17 protein-coding genes and 5 pseudogenes are annotated in these 23,774 nt (G+C 63.6%); 9 read left to right on the forward strand and 13 right to left on the reverse strand.

Going from position 1 to position 23,774, the window contains the following annotated elements; all coding sequences use genetic code 11:
• Positions 1 to 131: 131 nt before the first annotated feature.
• The 3 genes from JWS14_RS44655 to JWS14_RS44665 all read left to right on the forward strand — a co-directional run bounded on the left by JWS14_RS44655 (position 132) and on the right by JWS14_RS44665 (position 3,827).
• The gene (locus JWS14_RS44655; protein WP_206016678.1) at positions 132 to 1,256 is read left to right on the forward strand and encodes a tyrosine-type recombinase/integrase; all 1,125 of its coding nucleotides are present in this window, start codon (positions 132 to 134) and stop codon (positions 1,254 to 1,256) included.
• Between the two features lie 70 nt (positions 1,257 to 1,326).
• Positions 1,327 to 3,414 (forward strand): tyrosine-type recombinase/integrase, encoded by a 2,088-nt coding sequence (locus JWS14_RS44660; RefSeq protein ID WP_181450652.1) that lies wholly within the window; start codon positions 1,327 to 1,329, stop codon positions 3,412 to 3,414.
• Positions 3,415 to 3,425: 11 nt separating this feature from the next.
• Positions 3,426 to 3,827 carry a DUF6262 family protein gene (locus JWS14_RS44665; protein ID WP_061042815.1) on the forward strand — a complete coding sequence of 134 codons (402 nt, stop codon included), beginning with the start codon at positions 3,426 to 3,428 and terminating at the stop codon, positions 3,825 to 3,827.
• Between the two features lie 131 nt (positions 3,828 to 3,958).
• Here JWS14_RS44665 and JWS14_RS50795 read toward each other — a convergent pair.
• From JWS14_RS50795 to JWS14_RS44690, 6 genes and pseudogenes are all read right to left on the reverse strand, one after another.
• Positions 3,959 to 4,045, reverse strand: a pseudogene (locus JWS14_RS50795) (HNH endonuclease); the annotation flags it as partial.
• A 211-nt stretch (positions 4,046 to 4,256) separates the two neighbouring features.
• Positions 4,257 to 4,640, reverse strand: coding sequence for a hypothetical protein (locus JWS14_RS44670; protein ID WP_206004380.1), 384 nt, complete (start codon positions 4,638 to 4,640; stop codon positions 4,257 to 4,259).
• Positions 4,630 to 6,855, reverse strand: coding sequence for a hypothetical protein (locus JWS14_RS44675; protein ID WP_206016679.1), 2,226 nt, complete (start codon positions 6,853 to 6,855; stop codon positions 4,630 to 4,632). The genes JWS14_RS44670 and JWS14_RS44675 overlap by 11 nt, the downstream gene beginning before the upstream one ends.
• Entirely contained in the window at positions 6,852 to 8,507 is a 1,656-nt protein-coding gene (locus JWS14_RS44680; protein WP_206016680.1) for a hypothetical protein, read from the reverse strand. Before JWS14_RS44680 ends, JWS14_RS44675 begins: the two co-directional genes overlap by 4 nt.
• Before the next feature lie 83 nt (positions 8,508 to 8,590).
• Entirely contained in the window at positions 8,591 to 10,114 is a 1,524-nt protein-coding gene (locus JWS14_RS44685; RefSeq protein ID WP_206016681.1) for a site-specific integrase, read from the reverse strand.
• A 101-nt stretch (positions 10,115 to 10,215) separates the two neighbouring features.
• Positions 10,216 to 10,584, reverse strand: a pseudogene (locus JWS14_RS44690) (HNH endonuclease); the annotation flags it as partial.
• Between the two features lie 449 nt (positions 10,585 to 11,033).
• On the opposite strand from JWS14_RS44690, the gene JWS14_RS44695 reads away from it, so the two are divergent.
• From JWS14_RS44695 to JWS14_RS44705, 3 genes are all read left to right on the forward strand, one after another.
• Positions 11,034 to 11,258, forward strand: coding sequence for a hypothetical protein (locus tag JWS14_RS44695; protein ID WP_061045259.1), 225 nt, complete (start codon positions 11,034 to 11,036; stop codon positions 11,256 to 11,258).
• 57 nt (positions 11,259 to 11,315) lie between these two features.
• Positions 11,316 to 11,558 carry a hypothetical protein gene (locus JWS14_RS44700; protein WP_061045258.1) on the forward strand — a complete coding sequence of 81 codons (243 nt, stop codon included), beginning with the start codon at positions 11,316 to 11,318 and terminating at the stop codon, positions 11,556 to 11,558.
• A 253-nt stretch (positions 11,559 to 11,811) separates the two neighbouring features.
• Positions 11,812 to 12,303: a hypothetical protein gene (locus tag JWS14_RS44705; protein ID WP_206016682.1), complete on the forward strand. Its 492-nt coding sequence runs from the start codon at positions 11,812 to 11,814 to the stop codon at positions 12,301 to 12,303.
• Between the two features lie 516 nt (positions 12,304 to 12,819).
• Here the strand turns inward: JWS14_RS44705 and JWS14_RS44710 are convergent.
• A complete protein-coding gene (locus tag JWS14_RS44710) occupies positions 12,820 to 13,065 on the reverse strand; it encodes a helix-turn-helix transcriptional regulator (RefSeq protein ID WP_037235132.1) in 246 nt (81 codons plus the stop codon).
• 801 nt (positions 13,066 to 13,866) lie between these two features.
• Complete coding sequence (locus JWS14_RS44715) at positions 13,867 to 14,121, reverse strand: hypothetical protein (protein ID WP_241031803.1); 255 nt, start codon at positions 14,119 to 14,121, stop codon at positions 13,867 to 13,869.
• A 221-nt stretch (positions 14,122 to 14,342) separates the two neighbouring features.
• Here JWS14_RS44715 and mihF point away from each other — a divergent pair, with 221 nt between their 5' ends.
• Positions 14,343 to 14,654 carry an integration host factor, actinobacterial type gene (gene mihF, locus JWS14_RS44720; RefSeq protein WP_061045255.1) on the forward strand — a complete coding sequence of 104 codons (312 nt, stop codon included), beginning with the start codon at positions 14,343 to 14,345 and terminating at the stop codon, positions 14,652 to 14,654.
• A gap of 521 nt (positions 14,655 to 15,175) precedes the next feature.
• On the opposite strand, the pseudogene JWS14_RS44725 reads toward mihF, so the two are convergent.
• The 3 genes and pseudogenes from JWS14_RS44725 to JWS14_RS44735 form a co-directional block, all read right to left on the reverse strand.
• Positions 15,176 to 16,536 (reverse strand): annotated as a pseudogene (locus JWS14_RS44725) (MFS transporter).
• Positions 16,537 to 16,592: 56 nt separating this feature from the next.
• The gene (locus JWS14_RS44730; protein ID WP_061045254.1) at positions 16,593 to 17,000 is read right to left on the reverse strand and encodes a carboxymuconolactone decarboxylase family protein; all 408 of its coding nucleotides are present in this window, start codon (positions 16,998 to 17,000) and stop codon (positions 16,593 to 16,595) included.
• Between the two features lie 216 nt (positions 17,001 to 17,216).
• Positions 17,217 to 18,221 (reverse strand): annotated as a pseudogene (locus JWS14_RS44735) (AraC family transcriptional regulator).
• 203 nt (positions 18,222 to 18,424) lie between these two features.
• Here JWS14_RS44735 and JWS14_RS44740 point away from each other — a divergent pair.
• The gene (locus tag JWS14_RS44740) at positions 18,425 to 19,477 is read left to right on the forward strand and encodes a beta-keto acid cleavage family enzyme (RefSeq protein ID WP_061045252.1); all 1,053 of its coding nucleotides are present in this window, start codon (positions 18,425 to 18,427) and stop codon (positions 19,475 to 19,477) included.
• Between the two features lie 126 nt (positions 19,478 to 19,603).
• Positions 19,604 to 19,798, forward strand: a pseudogene (locus JWS14_RS50800) (alpha/beta hydrolase); the annotation flags it as partial.
• 462 nt (positions 19,799 to 20,260) lie between these two features.
• On the opposite strand, the gene JWS14_RS44745 reads toward JWS14_RS50800, so the two are convergent.
• A complete protein-coding gene (locus tag JWS14_RS44745; protein WP_206016683.1) occupies positions 20,261 to 21,814 on the reverse strand; it encodes a serine hydrolase domain-containing protein in 1,554 nt (517 codons plus the stop codon).
• A complete protein-coding gene (locus tag JWS14_RS44750) occupies positions 21,811 to 23,355 on the reverse strand; it encodes an alpha/beta hydrolase (protein WP_061045264.1) in 1,545 nt (514 codons plus the stop codon). Before JWS14_RS44750 ends, JWS14_RS44745 begins: the two co-directional genes overlap by 4 nt.
• Positions 23,356 to 23,774 lie beyond the last annotated feature (419 nt).

The raw sequence follows: 23,774 nt of genomic DNA on the forward strand, positions 1-23,774 counted from the left end.
CGACGACATCGCTGACACACCGGACGGCAATCCCGAGACCGAGGCGTTGAGCGCGTTAGCGTGGTCACGTCGAAGGAGACCAGATGGCGTCCACTCAACGTGTGATGACCGGTGGAGAGACGACGTGGACGGTGGTGTCCGATTCCCACACACTCGTCGAACCGATCGAGCAGTATCTGGAATTCGCTCGTCAATCGGAGTTCTCTCCAAACACCATCAAAACGTACGCGCGTGGTCTAGCGCTCTGGTGGTCCTACCTGGAGAAGTCCGATCGGCAGTGGGATACGGTCCAGCTCAGCGACTTCGGCCATTTCCTGATGGCCGTGCGCACCGGCCAGTTCGACCCGTTCGTCCGGCAACTTCATCCGGAAGCGACTGTCACAGAAGCGACCGTGGCGATCCGCATACGACCGGTGATGAGCTTCTACCGATACCATGCCGCGTTCGGCGTCGATGCCGCATCGTTCCTCTACGAGCACGTGCGATCACGACCGGCTAGGTATATGCCGATTCTCGAACATATTGCTCGTCGAAATGCTCAGCGACGGACAGCTATCCGCGTGAGACTCCGAAACCGGCAGACTCCACTGCTGGAGCCGGACTCCATCGATGCCCTGATCGCAGCCGAGGCATCTTGCGCGCCGACCGGCGACTGGTCAGGAGATCTGCGGTACCGATTTCTCTGGACCTTGCTGGCCGAGACCGGCATGCGAATCGGTGAAGCACTCTCACTTCAGCATCGAGACTGGAACACCAGCCGTGGAGACACGGCATCGGTTGCCATCGTGCCACGACCACACCCCCACGGACTGATACCGAAATCCGGCTACCGCAAGGTCTTCGTCGGCAGCCGCCTCGACCGCCTCTACGGCGATTTCGTGTGGTGGCTCTGCGAGCACGGCGCAGACGGTGTAATCGACGACTGGGACAGTGGATACATCTTTTGCAACACCCGACGCGAACCGCTCTACGCACCGCTGCGCGGCGAAAGTGTGTATGCGCACCTGCGGGCGATGAAACGGAAGGTGCCGCAGCTACCGGAGGCGATGACGCCGCATTGGTTCCGTCATTCCCACGCCACCGCACTGCTGCTCGCGGGAACACCTCTGCATGTGGTCAGCAGGCGCCTTGGGCACCGAGACGTGCAAACCACGATCAACAGGTATGGGCACGTCACCGAGGACGCTGAGCTGGAAGCGCTGGCGAACTGGCGCGACGTCGTATCGGGATGGGAGACGAAAACCGATGTCCCGTAGCCCAAGACGCGAGCCCAGGCCAGAACCTAAACGTCTCGAAGGCCGCGACCTGCGGCTGCCTGTCTCGGAGATGTTCGACCCCCTTCGGGCACGGCAGCTGTGGGATTCACTGCCCGAGCCATGCCGCAGCGATCATTTCGACAAGAAGAACATGCCCGACATCTACGCCCCCGCGGTCGCCGAGCGCAGTGTGGGAGGAGGACCATGGACGTCGGTAGCCCTGAACTTTCGCTCGCTGCCGGAACCGATGACCTGGGAGCTGGCCTGGCTGATCCACCGGGAGGTGGAATTGGGCAGAATTATCCACCCGACGCACTTCAACGCCACCACAGGAATCCTGCGCGCCGCTACTGGCTATGGCGGGAAGACTGCCCGGTCAGCGGAGTCATTGCTGCACCTCACCCCCGAACAGTGGCTGAGAGAGGCGCAGCGGGCGCAGTTGCGCGGCCTGCAGCGCGGGACCAGCAACGACAGCAAGGCTCTCCACCGTTTGCGTCGCCTGCAGGACATTCTCGTCTACCCCTACCATCAGGGCCCGTGGTGGCAGCTGAACCTGTGGAATCCACAACTCGACCCCCGCGTTCCCCAGCGTGAACACGAACCGATGAGCCACCACACCGCCAACTTCAGTCGACTGAGCAGTGACTGGCTCCGTGAGGGAGCCAAACTATGGCTCTCGGAGAACCTCGAGAACGGCCGCTACAGCTGGAGCACGATCAAATCGCGTCTCGACGCACTCAAATGGCTTCAACGCCATCTCGACACGGTCGGCGACGCCGGCCCCACCCTGACCAGCGACCCCTCCGCTTTCCGGCCGTTCGTGCGGGGATTCTGCGAGATGCTACGCACGCACACCGTCACCACCGGAAAGAACAAGAACCAGCTCCTGGGCAAGAATCCGCGCCGAAACATCATGACCGCAATCGAGCAGTTCTACCAATGGATGTTTGACCATCGCGACGAAGCGTCCCACACGCTGGGCCAACCCGAATGGCGGCTGCTGCGCCCCGAGCACTGCGTGTTGTTCCGGCCCGAAGACAAACCACGCCTGACCAACAAGCGACACGACGATGACATGGTCCTCGAAGACGCGGTGGTCACCAGAATCGCCGCCGGCGCCGAACTGCTCGCGAAGCCACGCACCGAGGGTGGCCTCGGTGACATTCAGGCCTTTCACATATTGATGCTCCTCATTCGCACCGGACGCCGAGTCAACGAGATCCTCATGATGGACTTTGACCCCTTGATCCCACTCCAGAGGACATCGAAGTCGCCTCCCGACACGGTCGACAGCGCAGACTTCGTGGCCCGCCTGCGCTACCAACAGACGAAGATCGAATCCGCACACCCCGCCTCGATCCCGGTCGACGCCGAAATCGTCACCGTCATCAGGGCTCAACAACAGGTCGCGCGAGAGCACATGGCGCGAGTCGGCAGACCAGATCAGACCCCCAGATACCTTTTCCTGAGACGTATTCAGAACCGCAACGGCACCGCGTCCTACCCGATGCCCACGTTGCATACGCACCTGGCCGCACTCGCGGATCGCTTGGCGATCACCGACAGTGCCGGACACCCGGTAATGATCAGTAAGACACACCGCTTCCGACACACGGCCGCCACCAACCTGCTCAACGCGGGCGTTCCATTGCACGTGGTGATGAGATACTTCGGACACGTCAGCCCGGAAATGACCATGCATTATGCGGTGACGCTGTCGGAAACCCAGGAGCGTGAATTCCTGCGCTACAAGAAGGTCACCAGCGACGGCCGAACCCCGGGGATCGACACCTCGGATCTCTACGACTTCCTCAAGCTCGACAGCCGGGCCGATCGCGTTCTGCCGAACGGTTGGTGCACCCTCCCACCGAGGCAATCCTGCGACAAGGGAAACGCGTGCTTGACCTGCCCGAAGTTCGTCACTGATGCCACCCACGCCGCCGAACTCTCCCGGCAACTCGAGGAAACCCAGCGGCTCATCGAGATCCGCAAGGAGACATTTGCGGCCCGCTACGGAACGCAGATGAGCGAGGACAACGTCTGGCTACAAGGCCGCACCGACGAGGTCACCTCACTCAACCAGATCCTGCTCGCGATCACCGACACCGCCGACCAACACGGAATCCGCGGCGCCGGAGTCCGAGACCAGACCGCCTGATAGGAGTCGACATGTCCGAACACCTCCAGCGAGCCGCGCGCCTCCGACACGACCAGGCCATGGCACGCGCCACCGACGCACTCCGCGAGCTCTCCGCCGCGGGCCAGCAAATCACCTTCGTGAGTGTCGCCCGCAGGGCCCATCTCTCGACCGACTTCCTCTACAAGCACAGCGACCTCCGCCGAAAGATCGAAGACCTTCGCACCTCGACCGGTCACCGCAGCACGGGCCCCGACGCAGCACCCGACGAGCAACCGACCACATCCTCCGCAGTCCGCGCACTGGCCACCCAGCTGAAGGAAATCCGCAGCCGCCACCACGCAGAAGTGCTAGCGCTCCGCCAAGCCCTCGCCGCCGCCCACGGCGAGAATCTCACACTCCGCCGCGAAATAGCCCAGCTCAGACCGCTCTAACTACACGGCGGTCATACGGCCCCCATCGGCCAGGGCAATGCCTCGATGCCGCGCTTACCTACGACCGGTTCCGGCGTCATCGGCATGTCGATGACACTATGACCTGGGCTTATTCGGGGATATATCGTCGAAGTGACGGATACGACGTGATCGATCTGCACCGCCGTGGAGGTGTCCTGACCCCGGACGAACGCGATCGTGGTGCCGGTGTAGGTGTCGTTGACTATGAAGCCGCATCCCCGTGTGTCAGGGTCCACGATGTCAGCTCAGTGTCACTTTAACGAAGGACGGGCACGACTACGCCGAGGCGGATCTGCCTCAGATCGATGGGGGTCGGAACCCGCGAATGTGTCAGGATTGTGATCGTGCCGTGCGGTCTCACAGGGGCTGGAACTTACTTGACGGATTCCGGGTCGTTCGAGCGTGCCCTCACCTAGCCGTCCGAATCTGGGCTGGCTGCATGGCCAGTCTTTCACGGAGTGCGCCTATGTGCTTGTTCTGCGCTTCGATGACAAGCGTCAATTCGGCGATCGTGTCGAGTAGTTCCTCGACCGCGCCGAGGGGGTCGATCTTGATTGGATCATCTGGCGTGTCGTCGGTGTTCGGCTCGGGGTTTGAAGGCTTCGCAGCTGCCTCCGCAATTCGCAGGGCGCGCGTGACCTCCGGGTAGTCGTTGACGATCCGGTAGAAGGTCTTGGCGGAGACACCGGCCGCAGCAATGATCCGGGCCTTCCGAGGCTTCGTTCCCTCGCACTCTCGGTAGACGAGTTCGATCGCGTTGAGAACTCGCTCGACGTTCTCCTCAAGCGCCATCAGCGTTGTCCTCTGTTCGTAGTTGGGCGTCGATCTGCCCGATGGCGCGCTCGAGAATCGCTGACTGGGTGGACGAGATGCCCGGAGTAGCCAACCACTGTCTCGTCTGTTCGCGGCGTGCTCGATAGACCGCTGAGTGTTCTGGTTCGAGGAGCACATTCGCGCACGTTTGCGGATGGCACATCCCGAGATTGGGCTCGGCGTTGTTGGTGCACTCCATCTGCTGGGTATAGCGAAGGCAGTGGCAGATCGTGCCTGGATGCAGGAGCACAGCTGTAGATCGAATGGCTGCGGCAAGCTCTGGAATCTGGACGACCTGGGTGGTGAACTGGTCGACCTGCGATTCTTCGCTGTGGGGGTCGTACTCGTCGAGCGGAAGATCGTCGAGGAGGTCGCGCACGGTGCGGGTCAACTCTCGCCCGGCATGACCAGCCAGTTCAGCTTCACCGGTCCAGACCCCCAGATGGAGGTCGAAGGCTTTGGCGCTTCGCTTGTCGGCCTCGGAGTCGAGGACCGTGTTGAGTATGTCGTTCCAGTTCCGTGTTCCCGAATTCGCCTGATACGAGTGGCTCATCGCGACTTTCGCGTGCTTTGCCTGCTGCTGGAAAGCTACGTCACCGAGTGCCACGAAGTTGCTGATGGATGCGAGCGTGAAGCGGAACCTGTGGGGACTGATTGTGGGCAGTTGGTCGTTCTTCTGCTGGTCCTTGTGCCCAGTCTTGCCCCACCCGGCGCGAACGGGGTTGAAGCCATGCAGCGAGGGATCGGTGTTCACCCGGCGCACGAATAGTTGGACACCGTCCCAGACAGCGCCGTCGATTTCCTTGCGTTTGCCCGGTTCGACGCCTTTCCTCACCCCTCGGTGGTCGAACAGGTAGTCACCTCGGGCGAGTTGCTCGAGGATCTCGCAGGCACGAATGACGGGCGGTGTGGCCCACCATTTCATCGGCTCACCCCACGCGTTTTTGACAAGCGGCGCGGTAATCGCGTCGGCGCCCATCCATGTTGTTCGCCAGCCGGAACGGGGAATCAGCTCCATCTCGGATACACGCATCGCCGTGAAGGCCATGATCACGATCTTGCAGGCGAAGCTCAGCGTCTGCGCCTCGATGTCGATTGAGTCCCAGCAGAACGGGTCTCGCCAAGGCCCGGATGTTCCGTCCGGGCGGTCGATGACCGCCACCGGCAGTGGTAGACCGCCGGGAACCAGTGGCGTGCCAGCGCGGAGTCTGGCGTCGATCAACGGTCGCGTGAAGTCCTGGCTGGCCCCACGGGACTTGGGATTGAGCCCGGCGGCAGCATGCAAGGTGCGTCGGCAGTATCCCCCGATGCCCCCGCCGCGTCCTGTGCTCGATGCGACTGTTGCCGTTGGGATTCCGCCGATTCGTTCGAGCGTGTCGTGCAGAATGAGGGCTCGTTGCGAGTTGACCTCGGGATGCTGCATCCGAACGGGGTGATCCAGCGCGAGTGCGCCGAGAGCCATGGTTGTGGGCGTGTAGGCGTCCTTCCAGCCGGCAGCTCTGAGGATGTCATCTGAGCATTTGTCGATATAGGTGAGGGCATTGCCAACGACTTGTTGAAAGACCTGCGGCTCCAGCGCTTTGGAGGTCCGGTCCCGGTTGATTGCGGTATCCCCGGACCATCGGGCTGTTCCCATCTCCAGTGTCGGATCATGGCTGAGCCCACCCAATGTGAGGACGTCCCGCATCTGATGCAGCACGCTGACGATGTTCCCGTAGTGGGCGTTTGGGACGTTGCCGCGGATGTAGTCGCGCAACATTTCAGTCTCGTTCGAGCCCCATCGTGACGGCAGCCCGATCCCGAGTGTCGCCGACATCTCGGCTACCCGACCGAGCATCATGCGCCAGGTGAAGATGGTTACAGCCTTGAACATGCGTTGCTGTGACCGCGGGGACCGGATGGTGAAGCGGTGCCGCGCCTTGTCGATGTTGGCTCGCCAGTAGATCACTTCACGGGCGATGAGACCCCATTCCGGGGTTAGATCTGTGAAGTCAATCCGCCACGTGGATCGAGTCTGGACGGGGTCGCGCCCAGTGAGGTTCCAGACGGCGTCGCCGAACCTCGGCTGTGGGTCTCGGCTGAACCACATCCCGGTGAACACGGGTTCGTAGTCGGAGATGGATTCGCTCTTGAGCCATCCGCCAGGTGCGGCGATGAGCGGTCTGGTGGCGTCCTGACGCATAGGTGTCGTCATGCTGGTGACGCCTCAAGGCCCAGGTCGAGTACTCCCGGCGCGGCGATCGCCGTGGCCTCCCAGTTCGAGTCCATCTGCGGCATCACGTGGTTGATCCAGCGAACGGTGCGCCCCCAATGCAGAGCCCACTCGGGTGGAGACATCGCCGCAGCCGCGCTCTCTGCCAGCAGCAGGAATGCTTTCATGAATGGGATGTCATCCGGCGAAACAACACTGTTCGGGCAGAAATAGCAACCTCGGTTAGCGGACTTGCAGAGTCGTCCGGTGGATTCTCCGGGCAACGGTGAGTCGTAAGGGTCCCGACAGCTGCTCATACCTACGCGCCGTTCGCCGCGTGTTACCGCCGCGACTTCATCGTCGTCGAGCTCGAGACCGCTGACGACAGCGCCGTCATTGTTGATTGCCGTCGGCCGGAGTCCACGAGCAACCTCCTCGGCCATCCCGGGGATGTCTTGCCAGGCTTCCGCGATATCACGCATGGCGACTTCGGAGTTGAGGTAGTGAGCAGCCAGTGTCTCGATCGTGTTGTCGTCCACCAACTCCGACAGGAGCATACCTTTGCCTGTGGCAGTGAACCGCGCCCATTTGGCGGCCGGACGTATCGCCCGGTAGTGCAACGGATCCGGCGATTCTCCACGAGTGAACTTCGTCGGAATCGAGAAATCCAGGCCCGGTTTGCGCGGATGCTGGCACCACGCCAGAAACGTCATCTTATTCTTGCCCTCATCGAATACAGCGCTGACCTTTACTGCTCTCCTGCTCGCCGTTCGCGCGACGACCAGCCCAGACACTGCTCCCACGCCACGTGGGTCGATCACGTCGGTACATATCCAGGGATGGGCACGCCACTCGGTCGGCGCGACCGATCGTGTAGCTGATGTGGCAGCGCGCAGGCGTCGCAGCAGTGAACCTGCGCGCCATTGTTTGTCAGCGAGGAACGTTTGGACGCCTTGGCGGCCCCCTCTGTTCTTGAACCATCGGACATCCACTCGTGGATGACCGTCGTGCCAATCGAGAACGGCGACAGGCTGACTGCTGTCGAAGGACAGCATCCGGATCACATCAGGAGACTGCCCCCACTCCATGCAGAGAAGCACGTAGAACGCAATAGTCTCGTGTCGACGGATGAACGCACCCAGGGGCGGCGGGGACTCACCGTCCCACGCTGCCTGTTCAATCCGGCGTTCGCACTGGGCGACATCGCGCATCGCCGCACGCAGAACATCCCGCAGCAAGGCTTGCGGAAGCGCCTCCGTGGGTACCACGCGCCGCTCGGCGACACGCGGATTGGACTGCACAAAGATGGCGACTTCCGCAGCCAACCGCCCATTGGTCGACGTGCCGGGAAGCGACCGCAGGACATCCCAGATGAACCGAGCTTGGCCGCGCTTCGTGCACTGACCTTCAAGCTCCTCCAGCGCGGCGATTGTCACGTGATCCCAGCAAGTGATACTGCGGTGGCGAACGATCACCGCCATCTTGTTGAAAGCAGTAAGCCCGAGCGACGCCGAACTCCAGCTTCCCTGATGGTGTTTCGCCTTCCATGCGTTCGCCACTTCTCGTCCCAGCGGTTCCGCTGGCCCCCACGTTGCGGGGTCGATCGTGAGCGCGATCAGATTCGGTCGCGACGTTCGCCTCACCATCGCGGTCACCGGCCCTATCTCCTGCCGGGATGGTTCCGGCTCCCGAACCCTGGTCGGGCTGCGGCGGCGGAGTTTGCCCGGCTGGCGTGCCGTCACGACGCGTCCGCGATGAACGACTCGATCCACGAATCGCCGGCCATGTATTGGACCTCCTCATCACGACTGATGTAGTTGATATAGAGCAGTGTTGTGTCCAGGCTCCTGTGACCGAGTATCTCCTTGATTCTCAGCAAGGGGTTGATGTGGCGGCGCCGCAGCCGCATGGTGTCACTGTTCTGCATCGCGCGCGCAAAATCGGCGTCATCACACGCGATTCGCTTCAGCTCGGTCGAGAGCCACTCTGTGGCGAAAGAATGCCGAAGCATGTGCGGGGTGATACGCCGAGGCTCAGGACGACCTGCCACAGAAGACGCAATCGCTACGCGCTCGTTGGCCTCGCGAAACGTCATCGACCACGCCTCGGGCGCCAGCATGGGAGACCTCACACCCGGGAATACAGCAAGGGGTACCAGCCAATCGTCCGGTGTCGATTCCAACGAGGCGCCCATTCCACGTTCACTACCGATCGTGCGCGCGACCTCTGGTGTACACACCAATCGGCGCCGCTGGCTCTTGCTGAGATTCAGCAGGTTGCGGGCACCATTGCGTCCATCGATCGTCAGCATTGTATTCAGACCGAACCTGTTGGAAAGCTTTGTGACCACGAGCAATTGGCCACGATGGCGCAATCGATGCAGATTTGGTTGTGCCTGTTCGACGAGCGCGAACCACTCGGTGTCGTGGTACATCGTGAGTCGCTGAGTCCATACCGCTCGTTCTTCGAGTTCGCGACCCGACCCCCATTTACAGATATTCGGCGGGAGGTAGCCGATGTTGACTGGTTTGCCGGCCCGTCGCTCGGGCAGGTCGAGCAGAGTCAGATGACAGGCTTCTGCTCGTCGTGCGCCGTGGAGCAGCAGGAAGTCTGCGAACAGGGCGTCACGAAGGGGCGTCCGCACGCTACCTGTTGCGGAGCCCGGTCGTCCCTGTAGCGTCATCGCCTGGAGCCCTACCGAGCGGAATCGCCTGTAGTCGTCCGATTCCACGACACTGGGCCATCGAACTGATGTGTCCCTCAGTCGTAAGGAGCGCCAATCCCGTTCTGGTACCGAATGCATGGCTCCAATCGACTCGGCAGTTTCTGCAAACCACTTCAGCGCGGACAGGTCACGGTTCCACGTTCTGTGCGATACCCCGTCGATATCGAACCGGACATCGTCACGGTATTCCAGCAGAGTGTCGTAACTCATCGCGAGGGGGTCTGCTCCTTGCGACGCGCAGGAATCCAACCACATGCGGAGAATGCCCGGGTACTGGTCCCGGGTACTGTCCGCCTTGTCCATCAATCTGCGTAACCACACGTTGCCGGGATGGAACGGCATTCCGCGCGCGCCGAGCAGTACTCGATCCAACTTCGTGGCCACGGCCCGGCCGGTGAATTCATCAACCGGAGTCGAAGCGAGCGCCGCTTCTACCCGGTCCCGAAGCGGCTCAGGAATCATCTCCAGGTTGCGGACCCGCCCACGCTTCACCTTCCGCACGAGGGGAGAAACAACATACTCGCGATCAGATGACACAACCTCGACGGTATCTATAACCGCGACAGACAACGGCGCGACACGCGCAGTGCATCTTCAGGACACAAACGAGCCTGACACAGTTCTGCGGACTACATAACGTGCAGGGTGCCGGTCGCCACGACACAGTCCCGCGTACTGGTTTTGTAGGTCAGGTCGACCAGGTCGCGGCGGAGGATGTCGTTGCGGGTGTCGCACCCGTTGTGGCCGCCCTCGACGCTGTTGTCGTCGGACCACGACGGGCCGAACTGTTCTCGCGTGTATCCGGTCTTGGGGGCGCGTCCCTTGACCGCCAGGGTGTCGAGCTTCGCCAACGCCGGCGCCGCATCGAACGCCGGTGCGGGGGTGGCCGGTGCGCCCCCGAGTGACCCGGTGCCCGGGTCAGCATCGGCGATGGCCGAGCACCCGGTCAGACCGAGGGCGGATACCGCAGCGAGAGCGAGGAACGCGGCCGGGGGGCGATGACGCATGTCTGTTCTCCTGTTACCTGTGGGGCTGGTGGGAATAAGTATTGCGGGTGCCTCCGACAACGGCGTGGGCGCGTTCTCCGGTGGGAACTCGACGCACACTCCGATGCCTGATCCCGGCCCAGTGTCGCCATGCCGACCAAACAAATCGTTAGCACTCCACCATGGAGAGTGCTAAATTCTCTGTCATTGGTGGCAGCGTCCCGCGAGAAACTGCTGGGCCCAGCCACAGTCACTGGTCACAGGTGCAGCGTTCTTGCTGCCGGGTCGGGCCAGTGGCTGACAGGTGATCCATTGGCACGGCCGGCTTCGCACCACCGACGACCGGGCCACGCAACGGGAGGAGGATCGTGACCGCTGCTACCTCGCGCCCATCAGATCTCACCAGCGACGGGTGTTCCTCCGGGCGCAAACGCCGGCGGAGGCCGCGTGGAGGATCGCGGCTGCCCACCGTGTCGATCGTCCTGGGGTCGTTGTCCATCGCGTCGTTCTGGGTGGTTGGGCTCGGGTTCGTCCTGGGTGTGACCGCCGTGGTGTGTGGCGCTTTCGCCACCTCCCGGTCCGGCGTGGAAGACGATGAGTCGGCATCGTTGCGGGCGTTGCTCGGAGTCGTCGCTGGAGTTGCGGGGATTACCGTGTCCGCGATCGCCCTCTTTCCGGTGCTGGAGTACCTATGACGCGTTCACCAGCCCCCCACCGACTGTCCTCGACTCTTGGAAGGATCCGCACCACCCGTGACCATCGTCCCCGGCCCACACCTGTCCGCCACACGTACCACCCTCGACACCGGTCGCGGCGACCCGACGGCGACCGACGCGGCGCTCCTCGAGTCCTGGGAAGCGGGTTTCGCCGTGACCATCGGCCTGGCGCTGCTGACAACCACCTTCGTGTGCACCGTCCTCGGATCCTTCCCGCTGGCCCTTCTCGCGCTCGTCGCGGTGGCGGGCATTGCCGGTCTGATCACCGCCGCCCTCTGACACTGCCTGCGCCCGGTCCGGTGGCAGGTGGGGTTCCGGTGGTGGCGTGATGTCACCACCCGTCCGGCGTTCGCCCGTGCCACTGCGGACTCCGAACAGACATGGCCCTGCTCGGCGACAGCACAGTTTCGGTCGGGTTGGCACCCCGAAGCTCGATTACCGGGCTGTAGGTTCGCACTCGAATCGTTTTGGCTGGGAGGGACTCTCAGGAAATTCACAGACACCGCGGGCCCGAGTGATGCGACGATGAAGCATGCGCCGCCATCGTTGGCCGGCCCTCGCGCCGCCCACCACCAGAGGAATCACCGTGCACGCGGGCATGCCGATCGTGGCCCAGAAAGACCTCATTCTCGATCTGTCCGACGCGACCGCGTTCGCGTCCGGGCTACTGCTGCGCTTCGCACTGTGCGTCACTGGTGTCCGCGCCGACTTCGCGCGCTACGAAACCCGGTCCCTGACCGACCCCCACGACTGGTCGGCGCAGTGGTCCTATCTGGCCGTGCGCATCCTCGCCGACGACTTCGGCGGCCTCGCTGACCCGTTCCACCCAGTCCCCGACTCCGGCCTGGAGGGATCCGGGCCGTACCGAACCACGCCGCAGTACTGGATCGGCACCTACCCGACCACCGGATCGCTGACCGTCACCACCAGTTGGCCTCAGGTCGGACTCCGCCCCACTTCGGTCACCCTCACGCTCGGTCCCAGCCCCTTCCCCACCACCTTCGGGTCCGATGCCCGCCGGTGACGGTGTCCGACCGCGCTCGGCGAGGGGATGTTCTGCCGCTGGTGACGATTCCTGGCTATCCGAACCTCCCCGGGTAATTTTTGCTAGCTAGGATTGCATTGGGTCAGATGTCGACGACAAGTTAGTGCACCGCACCCTGTGGCGAGCGTCCGCCGCCGATCCTTTGAGGACCTCCCATCTGCTCCAATGGCTTTCACCAGATGATCCCAACGCGCGCCGACTCTCGCCACTTTCGTCACGGTGATGCAATTCGAGCGCCGGCCGCCGTACCGCTCCTTCGGGCGCCCACGACGAACGGCCGACCCGTGGAGCCGCGGAAACACTCTCGACCTACGCGTGCGGCCGTAACGCCATCTCGCGCGCCGGAGCACGTGGAGCATGTGCCCACCTCCGCCTGTGTACACCACCACTCCCCCGCGCCGGATCCCGCTGGCGTAGTGCGGACCGGCTTTCAGGTGTGGGCGAACTCCCGCGGACCGGCCTCCAGGCCGTCGATGTCGCAAGAAGGGAAGGTGCTCACTCGGCGCGGCGCCGGCGGGGTTTGCGGATATCGGTGCGCGCGCCCTGCCCCGGTCTGTTGTTCGCCCACTCGACGATTTCCGAGCGCTTCCACAGCGGGGTGCGGCCGATCTTCTCCACCGGCGCCGGCGCTTGTCCCCGAGAGACGTACCCACGGAACGTCGAGACCGAAAGTTCGGTACCGGTTTCCTCCTTGATCAGGTCGATGACCTGATCGGTGGTCAGTCGATGCGGGTTGGCCATCTGGTGAGGGTCCTTCCTGTTCATCGCCCGTCGACGATGCGGGTGGTAGTCCGGTTGCTGCCCGGCGGTCGACCCGGCAGACGGGCTGCGATACGACGCCAGGCGGTGCGGGACTTTCCTCGGCATGACTCTACAACGGCGTGCTGTAATGCCCACGCACGCGTTCGGGGGTCCGGTGGCCGTTTCTTCGACCGGTTCCCGCTCGTGGGGGCGATGTTTCGTCGTCGCTACTACACGGGTGTGGCCCGGCATCGGGGGGTGATGCCGGGCCACAGGGGGTGTTCTGGAAACAAAATTGGGGGGATGTTCACCAGAACGCCCATCAGTCTAGTGACCGCCCGGGACGATCGCGTCACGGGGTCCGGCGGACCCGATCGGCTCGCTTCCCGAGGGGCCCGATCTCCCGGACGAGGAGATGGCAGGCATCTCGCGGCCCAAGTTCACGCCGGACTGCACCTTCGCGTGACTGTGGCCTCGATAGGCGAGCGCGTACGAACGCCGGTCGAGATGATCGAGTGAAACATTCCTGCAATATTTGCTGCCGTCGATGTCGAGTCGAGCCAGGAGCCGGTCGATTCGGATCCGAATGGCCCCGACGACGGTTTGCTTCGACCAGCGCGCCATACCTGGGTTGCGCCTACATTTTGTCCGATGTTGGGGGTCATTCATTCCCTGCAGTCCGCGGCGAGGCCGCGATCAGGAATAGGTCGCCGGCTTCTGCCTGGATCCGGGTGCAGCACATCGGGTCACGGGTTCCTCACGCAATGACCACCGCCAGGCAGTAGGAATGCAGCGGATGGGTCAGGCCTGGTCGGCGGCGGTGACGGCCGCTGCGGGGCACCAGTGCGTGACCTCGAGACTTCCCAACTTGTTGCCGGTAGGGATGGTGAAGGTGCACGATGCGAGCCATTCGCCGCGGGAGGTACGTGCCCAGGCATGGAGCAACCCGGGGACTTGGACGTCGAGGTCAAGCCCCTCGGCGCAAACTCGAAGGGGAAGGTCGTTCGCGGCGCGGCCACCGTGGTGAGCCATTGCGGCAGAGACGTCGATGGTCACCGGCCGCGGTGGGCACACTTCTCGCCACGGTTTCGGGTTGTACACAGCACTCCATCGTTCGAACACACATTCGACTCTAGTGTTACCCTTGATCACGCCGCCAGCGGTCGGCGAGGGAAGCGCCGACCGCTGGCGTCGCCCTACGACGGCGCCTACGTGAATGGCGCGATCTCATCCGAGGCCGGCCGTCTGGGCCGGTCAGAGCAGTAAGGAGTCCATTGATGGCATTGCCCGTTCTGACGCCCGAGCAGCGCGCTGAAGCATTGGAGAAGGCCGCTGTGGCCCGGAAGGCGCGCGGGGAGCTCCTCGCCGCGGTCAAGTCCGGTGAGCTCACGGTTTCCGATGTGCTCGCGAAGGCGGAAACCGACGAGGTTGCGAAGAAGACCAAGGTTTCGGCTCTGGTGAAGGCGCTTCCCGGTGTCGGTCCGGTGAAGGCGGCGCAGATCCTCGAGGATCTGTCGATCGCTGAGACCCGGAGGGTCGGCGGTCTTGGAACGAATCAGCGTCACGCGCTTCTGGGCATCATCGCCTGACTTGCTCGTGGTGGTCGGCCGCGGACGCCTGTGTTTCGGCGCTTTTGTCGGTGGGGCGATCTACTGTGACGATCGCGACGAGCAACAGGTCGCCACTCACTACCCAGACCGGTGACTCGTTCCCGGTCCTGATCTGCGGGGTTCCGCAGATTGGTGTGTGGCGGCCTGTTGCTCTTTGCTCTCAGCGGCGGATCGTGCGAGCCGAAGATCGACCTGCTGTCCCTGGCACCTACTCGGCCGCGCCTGACAAACCTGATCGGTAATGGCGGACCCTTCGGACACTTCCGGGGCCGATCCGCTGCGTGCGGGTCTATCTCAGCGGTTGCTGCGCCCATTCCCGGATGAGCCGGTCTGCCAGGCGGTACACCGCCACCTCGTCCGGAATCCCGACCCCTTCGCCACGATCCGGGAGCGGCTGATCGACACTCGCGCCAGCGATCGAACAACAACGATGTCGGCACAGCACAGAGCCTCGCCTTGGTGAAGATTTCGGCGTGACCGGCGAGCTGGGCGGCCGCGGGTCAGGCCTTGGCTGCTGCGGCGGCACTCTGCGCCGCGAGCTTCGCGACGCCGGCCGCGTACATCCGCCTCCCGACGAACAGTGCCACGATCGCCGGCAGGTACACCAGCGGGGCCAGTTGCAGCGCACCGAGCAGGCCACGATGGTCCGCGAGGATGCCGATGACGAACGGTCCGGTGGCCAGTCCCAGGATGTTGTTGGCGACGGTGAGGCTGCCGAGTGCGGAGGCCCGCACCGACTGGTGCGTCAGGCTGGCCACCATCGCCGCGGTGGGACCGGAGGAACCGGCGGAGAAGAAGGCGCCGATGCCGATCAGGGTCAGCTGCGCCGCACCGGTCTCCAATTGCAGTCCGATGCCGAGGGCGGCCAGCGAGATGACGCAGAACGCGATAGCGCTGGACTACTTCCCGGCCGGGTTGCGGCAGCTGACACGGTCGGTGATCATGCCGCACACCACCATGCCGGTGCCGATCAGCAGCACGAAGACCGAGGCGATCACGCCGGCCTTGTCCGGAGCCATGCCGTAGTAGCGGTTGAAGAAGCTGGGGGTCCAGGCGAGCAGCACGGCGGAGGTGAAAATCTGCAGTCCGCCGCCGAGGTACGCGCACCAGACGGCAGGGTTGGTGAACAGCGTCGAGACCGGGACCCGGATTGGGCGGCTGTCGGAGCGAGCGACCGGCGCGGCGTCCTGCTCGACCGCGTGCGCGGCCAGCCGGCGTTCGGTGACCACGGCCCGGAACATGGCGACGAGGATCAGGCCGAGCACCGCCATCGCCGCGAACGACCACCGCCAGCTCAGGTGCACAGCGATGACTCCGCCGAGTGAGACGCCGACGACCGAACCGAACGAGCCGCCGGCCATGAACGCACCGCTGAGAGTGGAGTGGACGCGGGGCGCGAAGACGCTGAGCATCACCGCGATACCGACGCTGCCGTAGGCGGCCTCGCCGACCCCGACGAGGAAGCGGGCGGCGAGCAGCTGCTCGTAGTTGGCCGCCACCGCGCAGAACAGGGTGGAGCGATGCTCCAGAGCACCGCCATCAGGATCAGCGACCGCACCCGGCCCCAACGGTCGGCGAGCAGCGACAACGGGAAGGTGAGCAGGCCGACCATCAGGGCGACGATGCTCGTGAGCGAGGCCAGCTGGGAATCGGACAGGGCCCATTCGGCTTTCAGGAACGGGAAGACTGCGCTGAGCACCTGGCGGGACATGTAGTCGGACAGCAGCAAGCCGAAGGTGAGCGCGAACACGAGCCACGGGTAGATCCGGCGGCGGGTCGCGGGTCGCTCGGCGGCGGTCCCGGTCAACTGGGGGTCGACGGCGGGTTCGGCCGGCTGATCGGTGGTGGTGGACAGTCCCATTGGGGCTCCTGGGGGGCGACTGGACCAAAGTGGGGTGATGGTGCGGACGTCGGGGATCAGGGGGCAATGCGCGGCGCGGCGATCTGGCGACGTTCGTGAGCGTCAAGTTCCTCCTCGAGGATGGGGACGCCGAGGTTGCAGGCATGGATACCCAGGACGCTGACCATCTGCAGAACGGTGAGGATCTCCTCGCGGGAGACACCGAGTTCGAGGGCCATCCGGATGTGCCGTCGCACGCCGGGTGCGTACATGTGGGTCGCGGCGGCGTCGATCGCGATGCTGAGGAGTTCGACGAACTCGGGAGTGAAGACCCCGCGTCGGACCGGGGTGGCGTTCATCGCCATGAATTGCTCGGTCCACTCCGGATCCCAGTCGGACAGGGTGTTCCACAGGGGGTTCCAGTTGCCGTCACGACGCATGGCGTCGAGGGTCGGCGTGGGGATCGGGTCGGGATTCGTCGGCACGCGGCACTCGTTTCACAGAGAAGGGGCAAATGGGGTGCGATGCAGGCTGTCCTTCACAGCGGATGTGGTGCGCATCACGTTAGCTCCGGCGCGCTCCGGGTAATTAACCCTCCGGGACGTCATTCTGTACATTTCGGGACAGCTTCCGCATGAACGGACCGTTCAGGTTCTCGGCGGCCTTGAACCGTTCGTTCACACACCGGCCCGGGCGATCGGTCAGCCCTCCGAGCGCCTGCGCCATTCGCGCGGGCTCATGCCGAACTGTTGATGGAACCAGCGGGAGAAGCTACTGGGTGCGGAGAACGCCAGCATCTCGGAGATCTCGGTGAACGTGTGGCGCCGGCCCGTCACCATGCGCCGGGCGAGTTCGGCGCGGGTCGCGTCGACGACCCCGGTGAAGGTCAGGTTCGACTTGGCCAGGTGTCGGTGTACCGTGCGCCGGTCCACACCGAGGCTCCGGGCTACCTGCTCGACCGAGCAGCGGCCGGTCGGCAGCAGGAGTTCGACGAGTTCACGGACCCGGATCGTGAGGGTGGGCTCCTCCGGCGCCGCCAGGTCATCGAGAAACTGCTGCGTGTAGTTGCGCAGCAGCGGATCGGAGAGTCGGTTCACCTGATCAAGATCGCTTGTGTAGGTGACGATCCCGGAGTAGTCGCCGCCGAAGGTCAGGGGTGCGTCGAAGATGCGGCGGTGGGTGCTGTCCTCGTCGGGTCGTCAGTGTTCGAAACACACCGACACGGGCTGCCATCGGTCCCCGAGAAGGTAATGCAGCAGTTGGTGGGTCACGGCGGTGGCGAGCTCGACGGACTGGCGAACGGGCATCGGTTCGCCGGGCTCGACGTGGAGCGCGATGGCGGAGAGACCGTCGCGTTCGGTTACCCGGATGTGTAGGGATTCGTTGTAGGTGTGCTGGTAGCGGATCAGCATCCGCAGCGCGCTGCGGGCATCCGGTTCCTCGCGGATGCTCACGCTCAGCGGGCCGAGGGTCGACAGGCGCCGACGTTCAGCGAGCCTGAGGGCGAAGTCCTGGCGACCGGACGCGGCGGCCGAGAGTTCGAGGAGGCGAGCAACGGCGGCGGCCGGCACCCAGCGGTCCTGGATCTCGAGGCCCGCCGGGTCGAGCTCGACGCTGCGCAGTAGCTGGACCGGGTCGATCGACAGCGAGCGTCCCAGCTCGACGTATCCGGTCAGTGCGGCGTAACGCGCCAGGGGCTTCGACACCGTGATTCCTCTCCGGCCCGCTGCGAGACCGGGATGTCCCTAAGAGTTAATAAATATGTCCCGCAAGGGTAAGTGTGTTGGGGGTCTCCTGACTACGGTCTTGTTAGCGAAGCCACAGAGAGAACGGCAAGGACCGGCAGCGCGACAGGCCTTCTAACCCTCCCTCACCTTCGTTCGCCCCCACCGAGAAATGGAGTCTCACAATGCATTTCCACGACGACGCGCTATTCCCCGAGAACCAGGAGAAGCTGGTCATCACCGCCGCTCCGTACGGGCCGGAGTGGGAGCCGGACGACTTCCGCGAAGACCTGCCGCTGACCATGGACGAGCACGTCCAGAAGGCGGTGGACTGCTACGAAGCCGGCGCGACGGTCCTGCACATCCACGTGCGCGAACTCGACGGCAAGGGCTCCAAGCGGCTCTCGAAGTTCAACGAGCTCCTCGCCGGGCTGCGTGAGGCGGTGCCGGAGATGATCCTGCAGGTCGGCGGCTCCATTTCGTTCGCGCCCGAAGGTGAGGGCGCCGATGCGAAGTGGCTTTCCGACGATACGCGGCACATGCTCGCCGACCTCGACCCCGCACCGGACCAGGTCACGATCGCCATCAACACCAGCCAGATGAACATCATGGAGTTGATGACCGCCGACGACATCGCCGGCACGTCGCTCGCGCGTCCGGAGCTGATGGAGACCTACCGGGAGATGACGGTACCGGCAGGCCCGACGTGGGTCGAGGAGCATCTGCGTCGCCTGCAGGCGGCCGGAATTCAGCCGCACTTCCAGCTGTCGAGCATCCCCCAGTTCGAGACCGTCGAGCGGCTCATCCGCCGCGGTGTGTACACCGGCCCACTAAATCTGACGTGGGTCGGCATCGGCGGCGGCTTCGACGGCCCCAACCCGTACAACATCATGAACTTCATCCAGCGGGTCCCGGACGGTGCGTGCCTGACGCTCGAGACGCTGATGCGGAGCGTGCTGCCGGTCAACGCGATGGCGATCGCGATGGGCCTGCACACCCGCTGCGGCAACGAAGACACCATCTGGGGCCGAAAGGGCGAGAAATTCACCTCCGTCCAGCAGATCCAGCAGCTGGTCCGGATCGCCGGCGAACTCGGCCGCGAGGTTGCCACCGGCAAGGAGGCCCGCGAGATCTACCGGATCGGCGAAACCTACCGCGACGCGGACGAGACCCTCGCCAATCTGGGCTTCGCGCCGAACCGCAAGCCCGGTCAGGTCGGCTTCACCCGGCACGCCTGACCTGAACCGCTGACCGAAGTCGGGGGCCGACGTGAACGTCGGGCCCCGCCGGTCATTTTTGTGAGAGAACATCTTTGGTAGAGCAATGAACAGCAACGGCTAACCGACCGTGGTCACGCGCCCGGCCTGCGTGACCACGTCGCCGAGCACTGGCAGATTCTGCTCGCCGATCCTTTCACCGGGTGCGCGTCGTTCCGCCGCTCGAGCACGACAAGCTGAGCCTGGCAGCCCGGATCGCCGCTCTCAACGCGGTCTTCGCCCAGGCCGAGGGGCCGGTGGTTTTTTGTGACGCACAGCGCCGGTGTCCTGATCGCCGTGCACCTGCGAACACCACGAGCAGGCCGGAGACCGGAGAACGTACCAAATATCCTGTCAGGCAGTCATTATCTAAGTGCCGAGATCTACCTTATGTCAACTATGCCGCCCCGGCACTGCATCAAATGACCGATCCGGCCCCCACGATTGGTTCCTTGGTGGGTGGCTGCGTTTCCGAGAGAATGATCGCGATGGCCAACCACATAGTCGGACCATCTGCCTTTGTGCGGTTTACCGGCACGACCAGCTCTCCGCAGCGAGCGTTGGCCAGCAGTGGCACCGGTTCCGGAGTCTTCGCGCAGGACCCCTCGACAAACTGCGCCGGCAGATGGTCCACGGTGGTCGGCGGCGAGCTGGAAGGCGAAACTCGAACATGCCCCGCTGGCGAGAACCACAGCAAAAGCCAGGACTGTGAACTGATTCAAATTTCGCATTGCGCCACCGGCTTCCCCGGGTTAGATCGGCTATTTACTGCAGGTGCCGGTAGAGCCGGCCGTGGTTGCTGAACCAGGCGACATTCCCATCGGACCCCCGAACGAAGTTGGATCGGGTGCCGGTGGGTTTGAGGTCGGGGCCAAGGTCGAGCCCATAGTCGGTCTTGTAAAGCGCAAGACCGAGATTCGGGACTGTCTGCTCATCCGGCAGGTAGGTGCCATCCGGGGCGTCGCTCATGTTGCCGACGAGCTGGCCGTCTTTGCCGCGGAAGTTGATCACGACGGTCCCCAGGGTGCCCGATTGATCGATGTCGTCAGTGGCATACACCCCCTCGTAGGGCGCCAACTCGGCCGTGCTCAACTTCTGGGGCGTCGCGGGCAGGTTACTGATTCCGGCGAAGCGGCGAAGCGACCAGTCCTCGGCGAACAGTTCGTTGAGCAGTTTCGCTCCACCCTCGGAATTGGTGAGCACGGTCATGGCGAAGTTGCGGCTGGGCACCATGAAGAACCCGGATCGTTGACCCGCCCAGGTCCCGCCATGTTGGACGATCGTCTCGTTCTCCGCGGACGGCCGCAGCATCCATGACACTCCCATGCCGGTGAGTTCGACCTGAAGCGTGCCGCCGACGCCTGGATTGGAACGCATGGCGATGAGCGAGTCTTTGCTCATCAACCGATCTCCCTTGGGTGTAGTGCCGTCGCCGAGGTGGAAGCGCGCGTAGCGCACCTGATCCCGCACGCTGGAAATCAACGATCCGGTCGGGTTGCAACTGCGCGAGAAGAACCAGAAACCCGGATCCACAACGGCTTTTCCGTCGTCGACGTTGTGGGAGGCGGCGATATTTCGGCCGACTATCTGGTCCGAGAAGAAGCGGGTGTGACTTAACTCGAGCGGGTCCAGCAGCATCTTCTGGACGGCGTCCTCGTAGACCGATCCGGTCACGACCTCGACAATCCGCCCCGCCACGACCAGCCCCGCATTGTTGTAGGCGAAGACCGTGCCCGGCGAGGTCTTTTGTGGGAGCCGGGTCATCGACGCCACAAACTTGGTTATCGCGTCGTCGCCTCGACCGAAGTCCTGGAGATCGTCACCGAGCCAACCCGACGTGTGGTTGAGCAGTTGTCGCACCGTCGCCGTGGCGCTGGCTTCTGGATCGGCGACCGCGAAATCGGGCAGATACTGGCGTATCGGTGCCTCCAGATCGACCTTGCCCTCGTCGACGAGGCGCATCACGGTCGTTCCGGTGAACGTCTTCGTCGTGGAGCCGATCCGGAACAGGGTGTCGCCGTCCACCGGTGTCGGGTGGTCGACATTGGTGACCCCATACCCCTTGATGTACTCCTCACCGTCGGCAATGACGCCAACCGCAACCCCGGGGATCGCGTAGTCCTTCATCGCCTTGTCGATCTTGGCGTCGAGCTCGTTGAACGCTTCCTTCGCGTTCGCCGGGACGCTCGGAGCTGTGGTGGTCGACTCCTTCGACGAACATGCCGGCAATACGAGCACCGCCAACCCGGCGACCGCCCCGCCAAGCACCGCCCGGCGCGACAACTCAGGGCCACCGACGGCGAACACCTCGGTCGTCATCGGCGTGGCGGGAGAATGTCGTATGCCGGCAGTTGCGTCGTGTCCGTGCAGGATGTGTCCGGCTTTTCCGGATTGTCGAAGAATGACGCGATTATCTCGGCTCCGCACGGTGGCTCTGCATACACACCGTGTGCAGCTCCGGGCACTACCGCGACTATGGATTGCGAGAGATCCTTCGCGATGTAGTCGCCCCACACCGCTCCGGTCTGCCCGTCGTAGGTTCCCGACAGCACAAGCGAAGGGATGTCACTCACGGTGATGTCTCGGATCGAGTCAGGGGCCTTCGGCACGTCCCACACTTCGCAGGCGTCGCGCAGGAACGGCAGCTGCGGCGCTTGAGCCCGAACGGACTCCGGCAGTTCAGGGAATTCCTTTTCCGCCTGTTGCATTGACTGCTCGACGGTCTCGAACGGGATCCATTCACGGCACCAAATGCTCAGGGTGAGACCCCAATGGAGGACGCCCCTCTCCGGATGCCCCCAAACCTCGGCCCAACGCGACGCAATGGGCTGAGCATTCCCGTGTGCGAGCTCATCGACCGTTGAAGGGAACTCTTTCGGTAGATGGGTAGCCACGGGGACAAACCAGTTCAGTAGCATTCCGCCGTCGACGACAACCTTCGTGTCTCCTACACCCTCAACGTTGACCGTCGTGGTGATGGGCTTCGCCTCGAGCTCATTGACCAGCCGGATGAACGTTGCCCCCAGGTCGGGATAGCGCTCTTTGCATGCCGGCTGGTCCTCGCACGCCTTGACCATGTTGTCGAATGCTTGGCGAGCGCTGGCCCAGGTCCACCCCAGGGCACCAACCGATGGAGGCGTCACTCCGTCGAACACGATCGACTCGATAGCGTCGGCGTCTTGACGCATGTAGATCAGCGCAAGGTCGGTACCGTACGAGTGGGAGAACACATTCCACTTCTCGAGGCCGAGTGCCTTGCGTAAATCGATCAGGTCATAGGTGCTCTCGGTCGAATTGAACGCCGAGAGGTCAACGGTGGGGGCCAGGCGGTCGTGGCACTCCTTCACCGCTTCTACGTACGCATCCCGTGTGGACTCAGCGTTCCACGCCATTCCGATCCTTTGGGCGAAGAACTCGAAAATCTCCGGGCAGGGCAACGGCGAGCTGGACGTGGCGTTGCCGCGCTGTCCCATCAGGATCAGATCGCGATCACGGTTCAGCGGGACGTCCGGGTTGATCGGGGGATCCGTGACCCCATCCTGACCGGGCCCGCCCATGAGAAAGACGATCGGAGCCTTGGTCGGCGGCTGCGTTTGCGACGGAACGATCGCTACCGCCAAGCGCAAGGTTCCGCTGTCTTCTTTGGTGCGGTTCACCGGTACCAACAAGTCCCCGCAGCGAGCATTCTCCAGCAGTGGGACCGGATGCGGCGTCTTCGCGCACGGACCCTCGGCAAACTCCGCCGGCGGATGAGCCACAGTCGTCGGTGGCGAACTGGACGGATCGGAATTGTTGCTACACGCTGAGCTGACGAGAATCGAGACAAACGCAATCGCCGTTATCTGGTTCACAAACCGCATGTCGACCACCCTGAATGGCGACCGCCCGAACCTTGTGTTCGGGCTCGGCCCGAGTATTTACCCAGATAAATCCTGGCACACCCCGAATACCGGAAGTTTGAGAACCGATGAAATCCGGCGATCCTTATGCGGACGCTCGGTGATGAATCGAATCGTGCGGTCGGCCAGCTCGGTTGAGAAGGCATTCCATAGGCGGCGCGAGATCACCGCCGCAAAACGAGATAGTCGGTGCGATAGATTCCCCGATTGGCGTCAGGGACGGGCCAGTTGCCCGCTGTGGTCATGATGAAAGGCAGCCCGTCCAGTCGATTGTCCATACACGCGCCCAGCGTCCCGCTCGCGATCCTCTTACAGGACACTCAAAACGCTCACTCGCTCGAACGGCCACCAACGTGGAATCTGACGCGGCTCCCCAACAT

Origin of the sequence: Rhodococcus koreensis, from assembly GCF_017068375.1 — a bacterium.
GTDB lineage: Bacteria > Actinomycetota > Actinomycetes > Mycobacteriales > Mycobacteriaceae > Rhodococcus_F > Rhodococcus_F koreensis.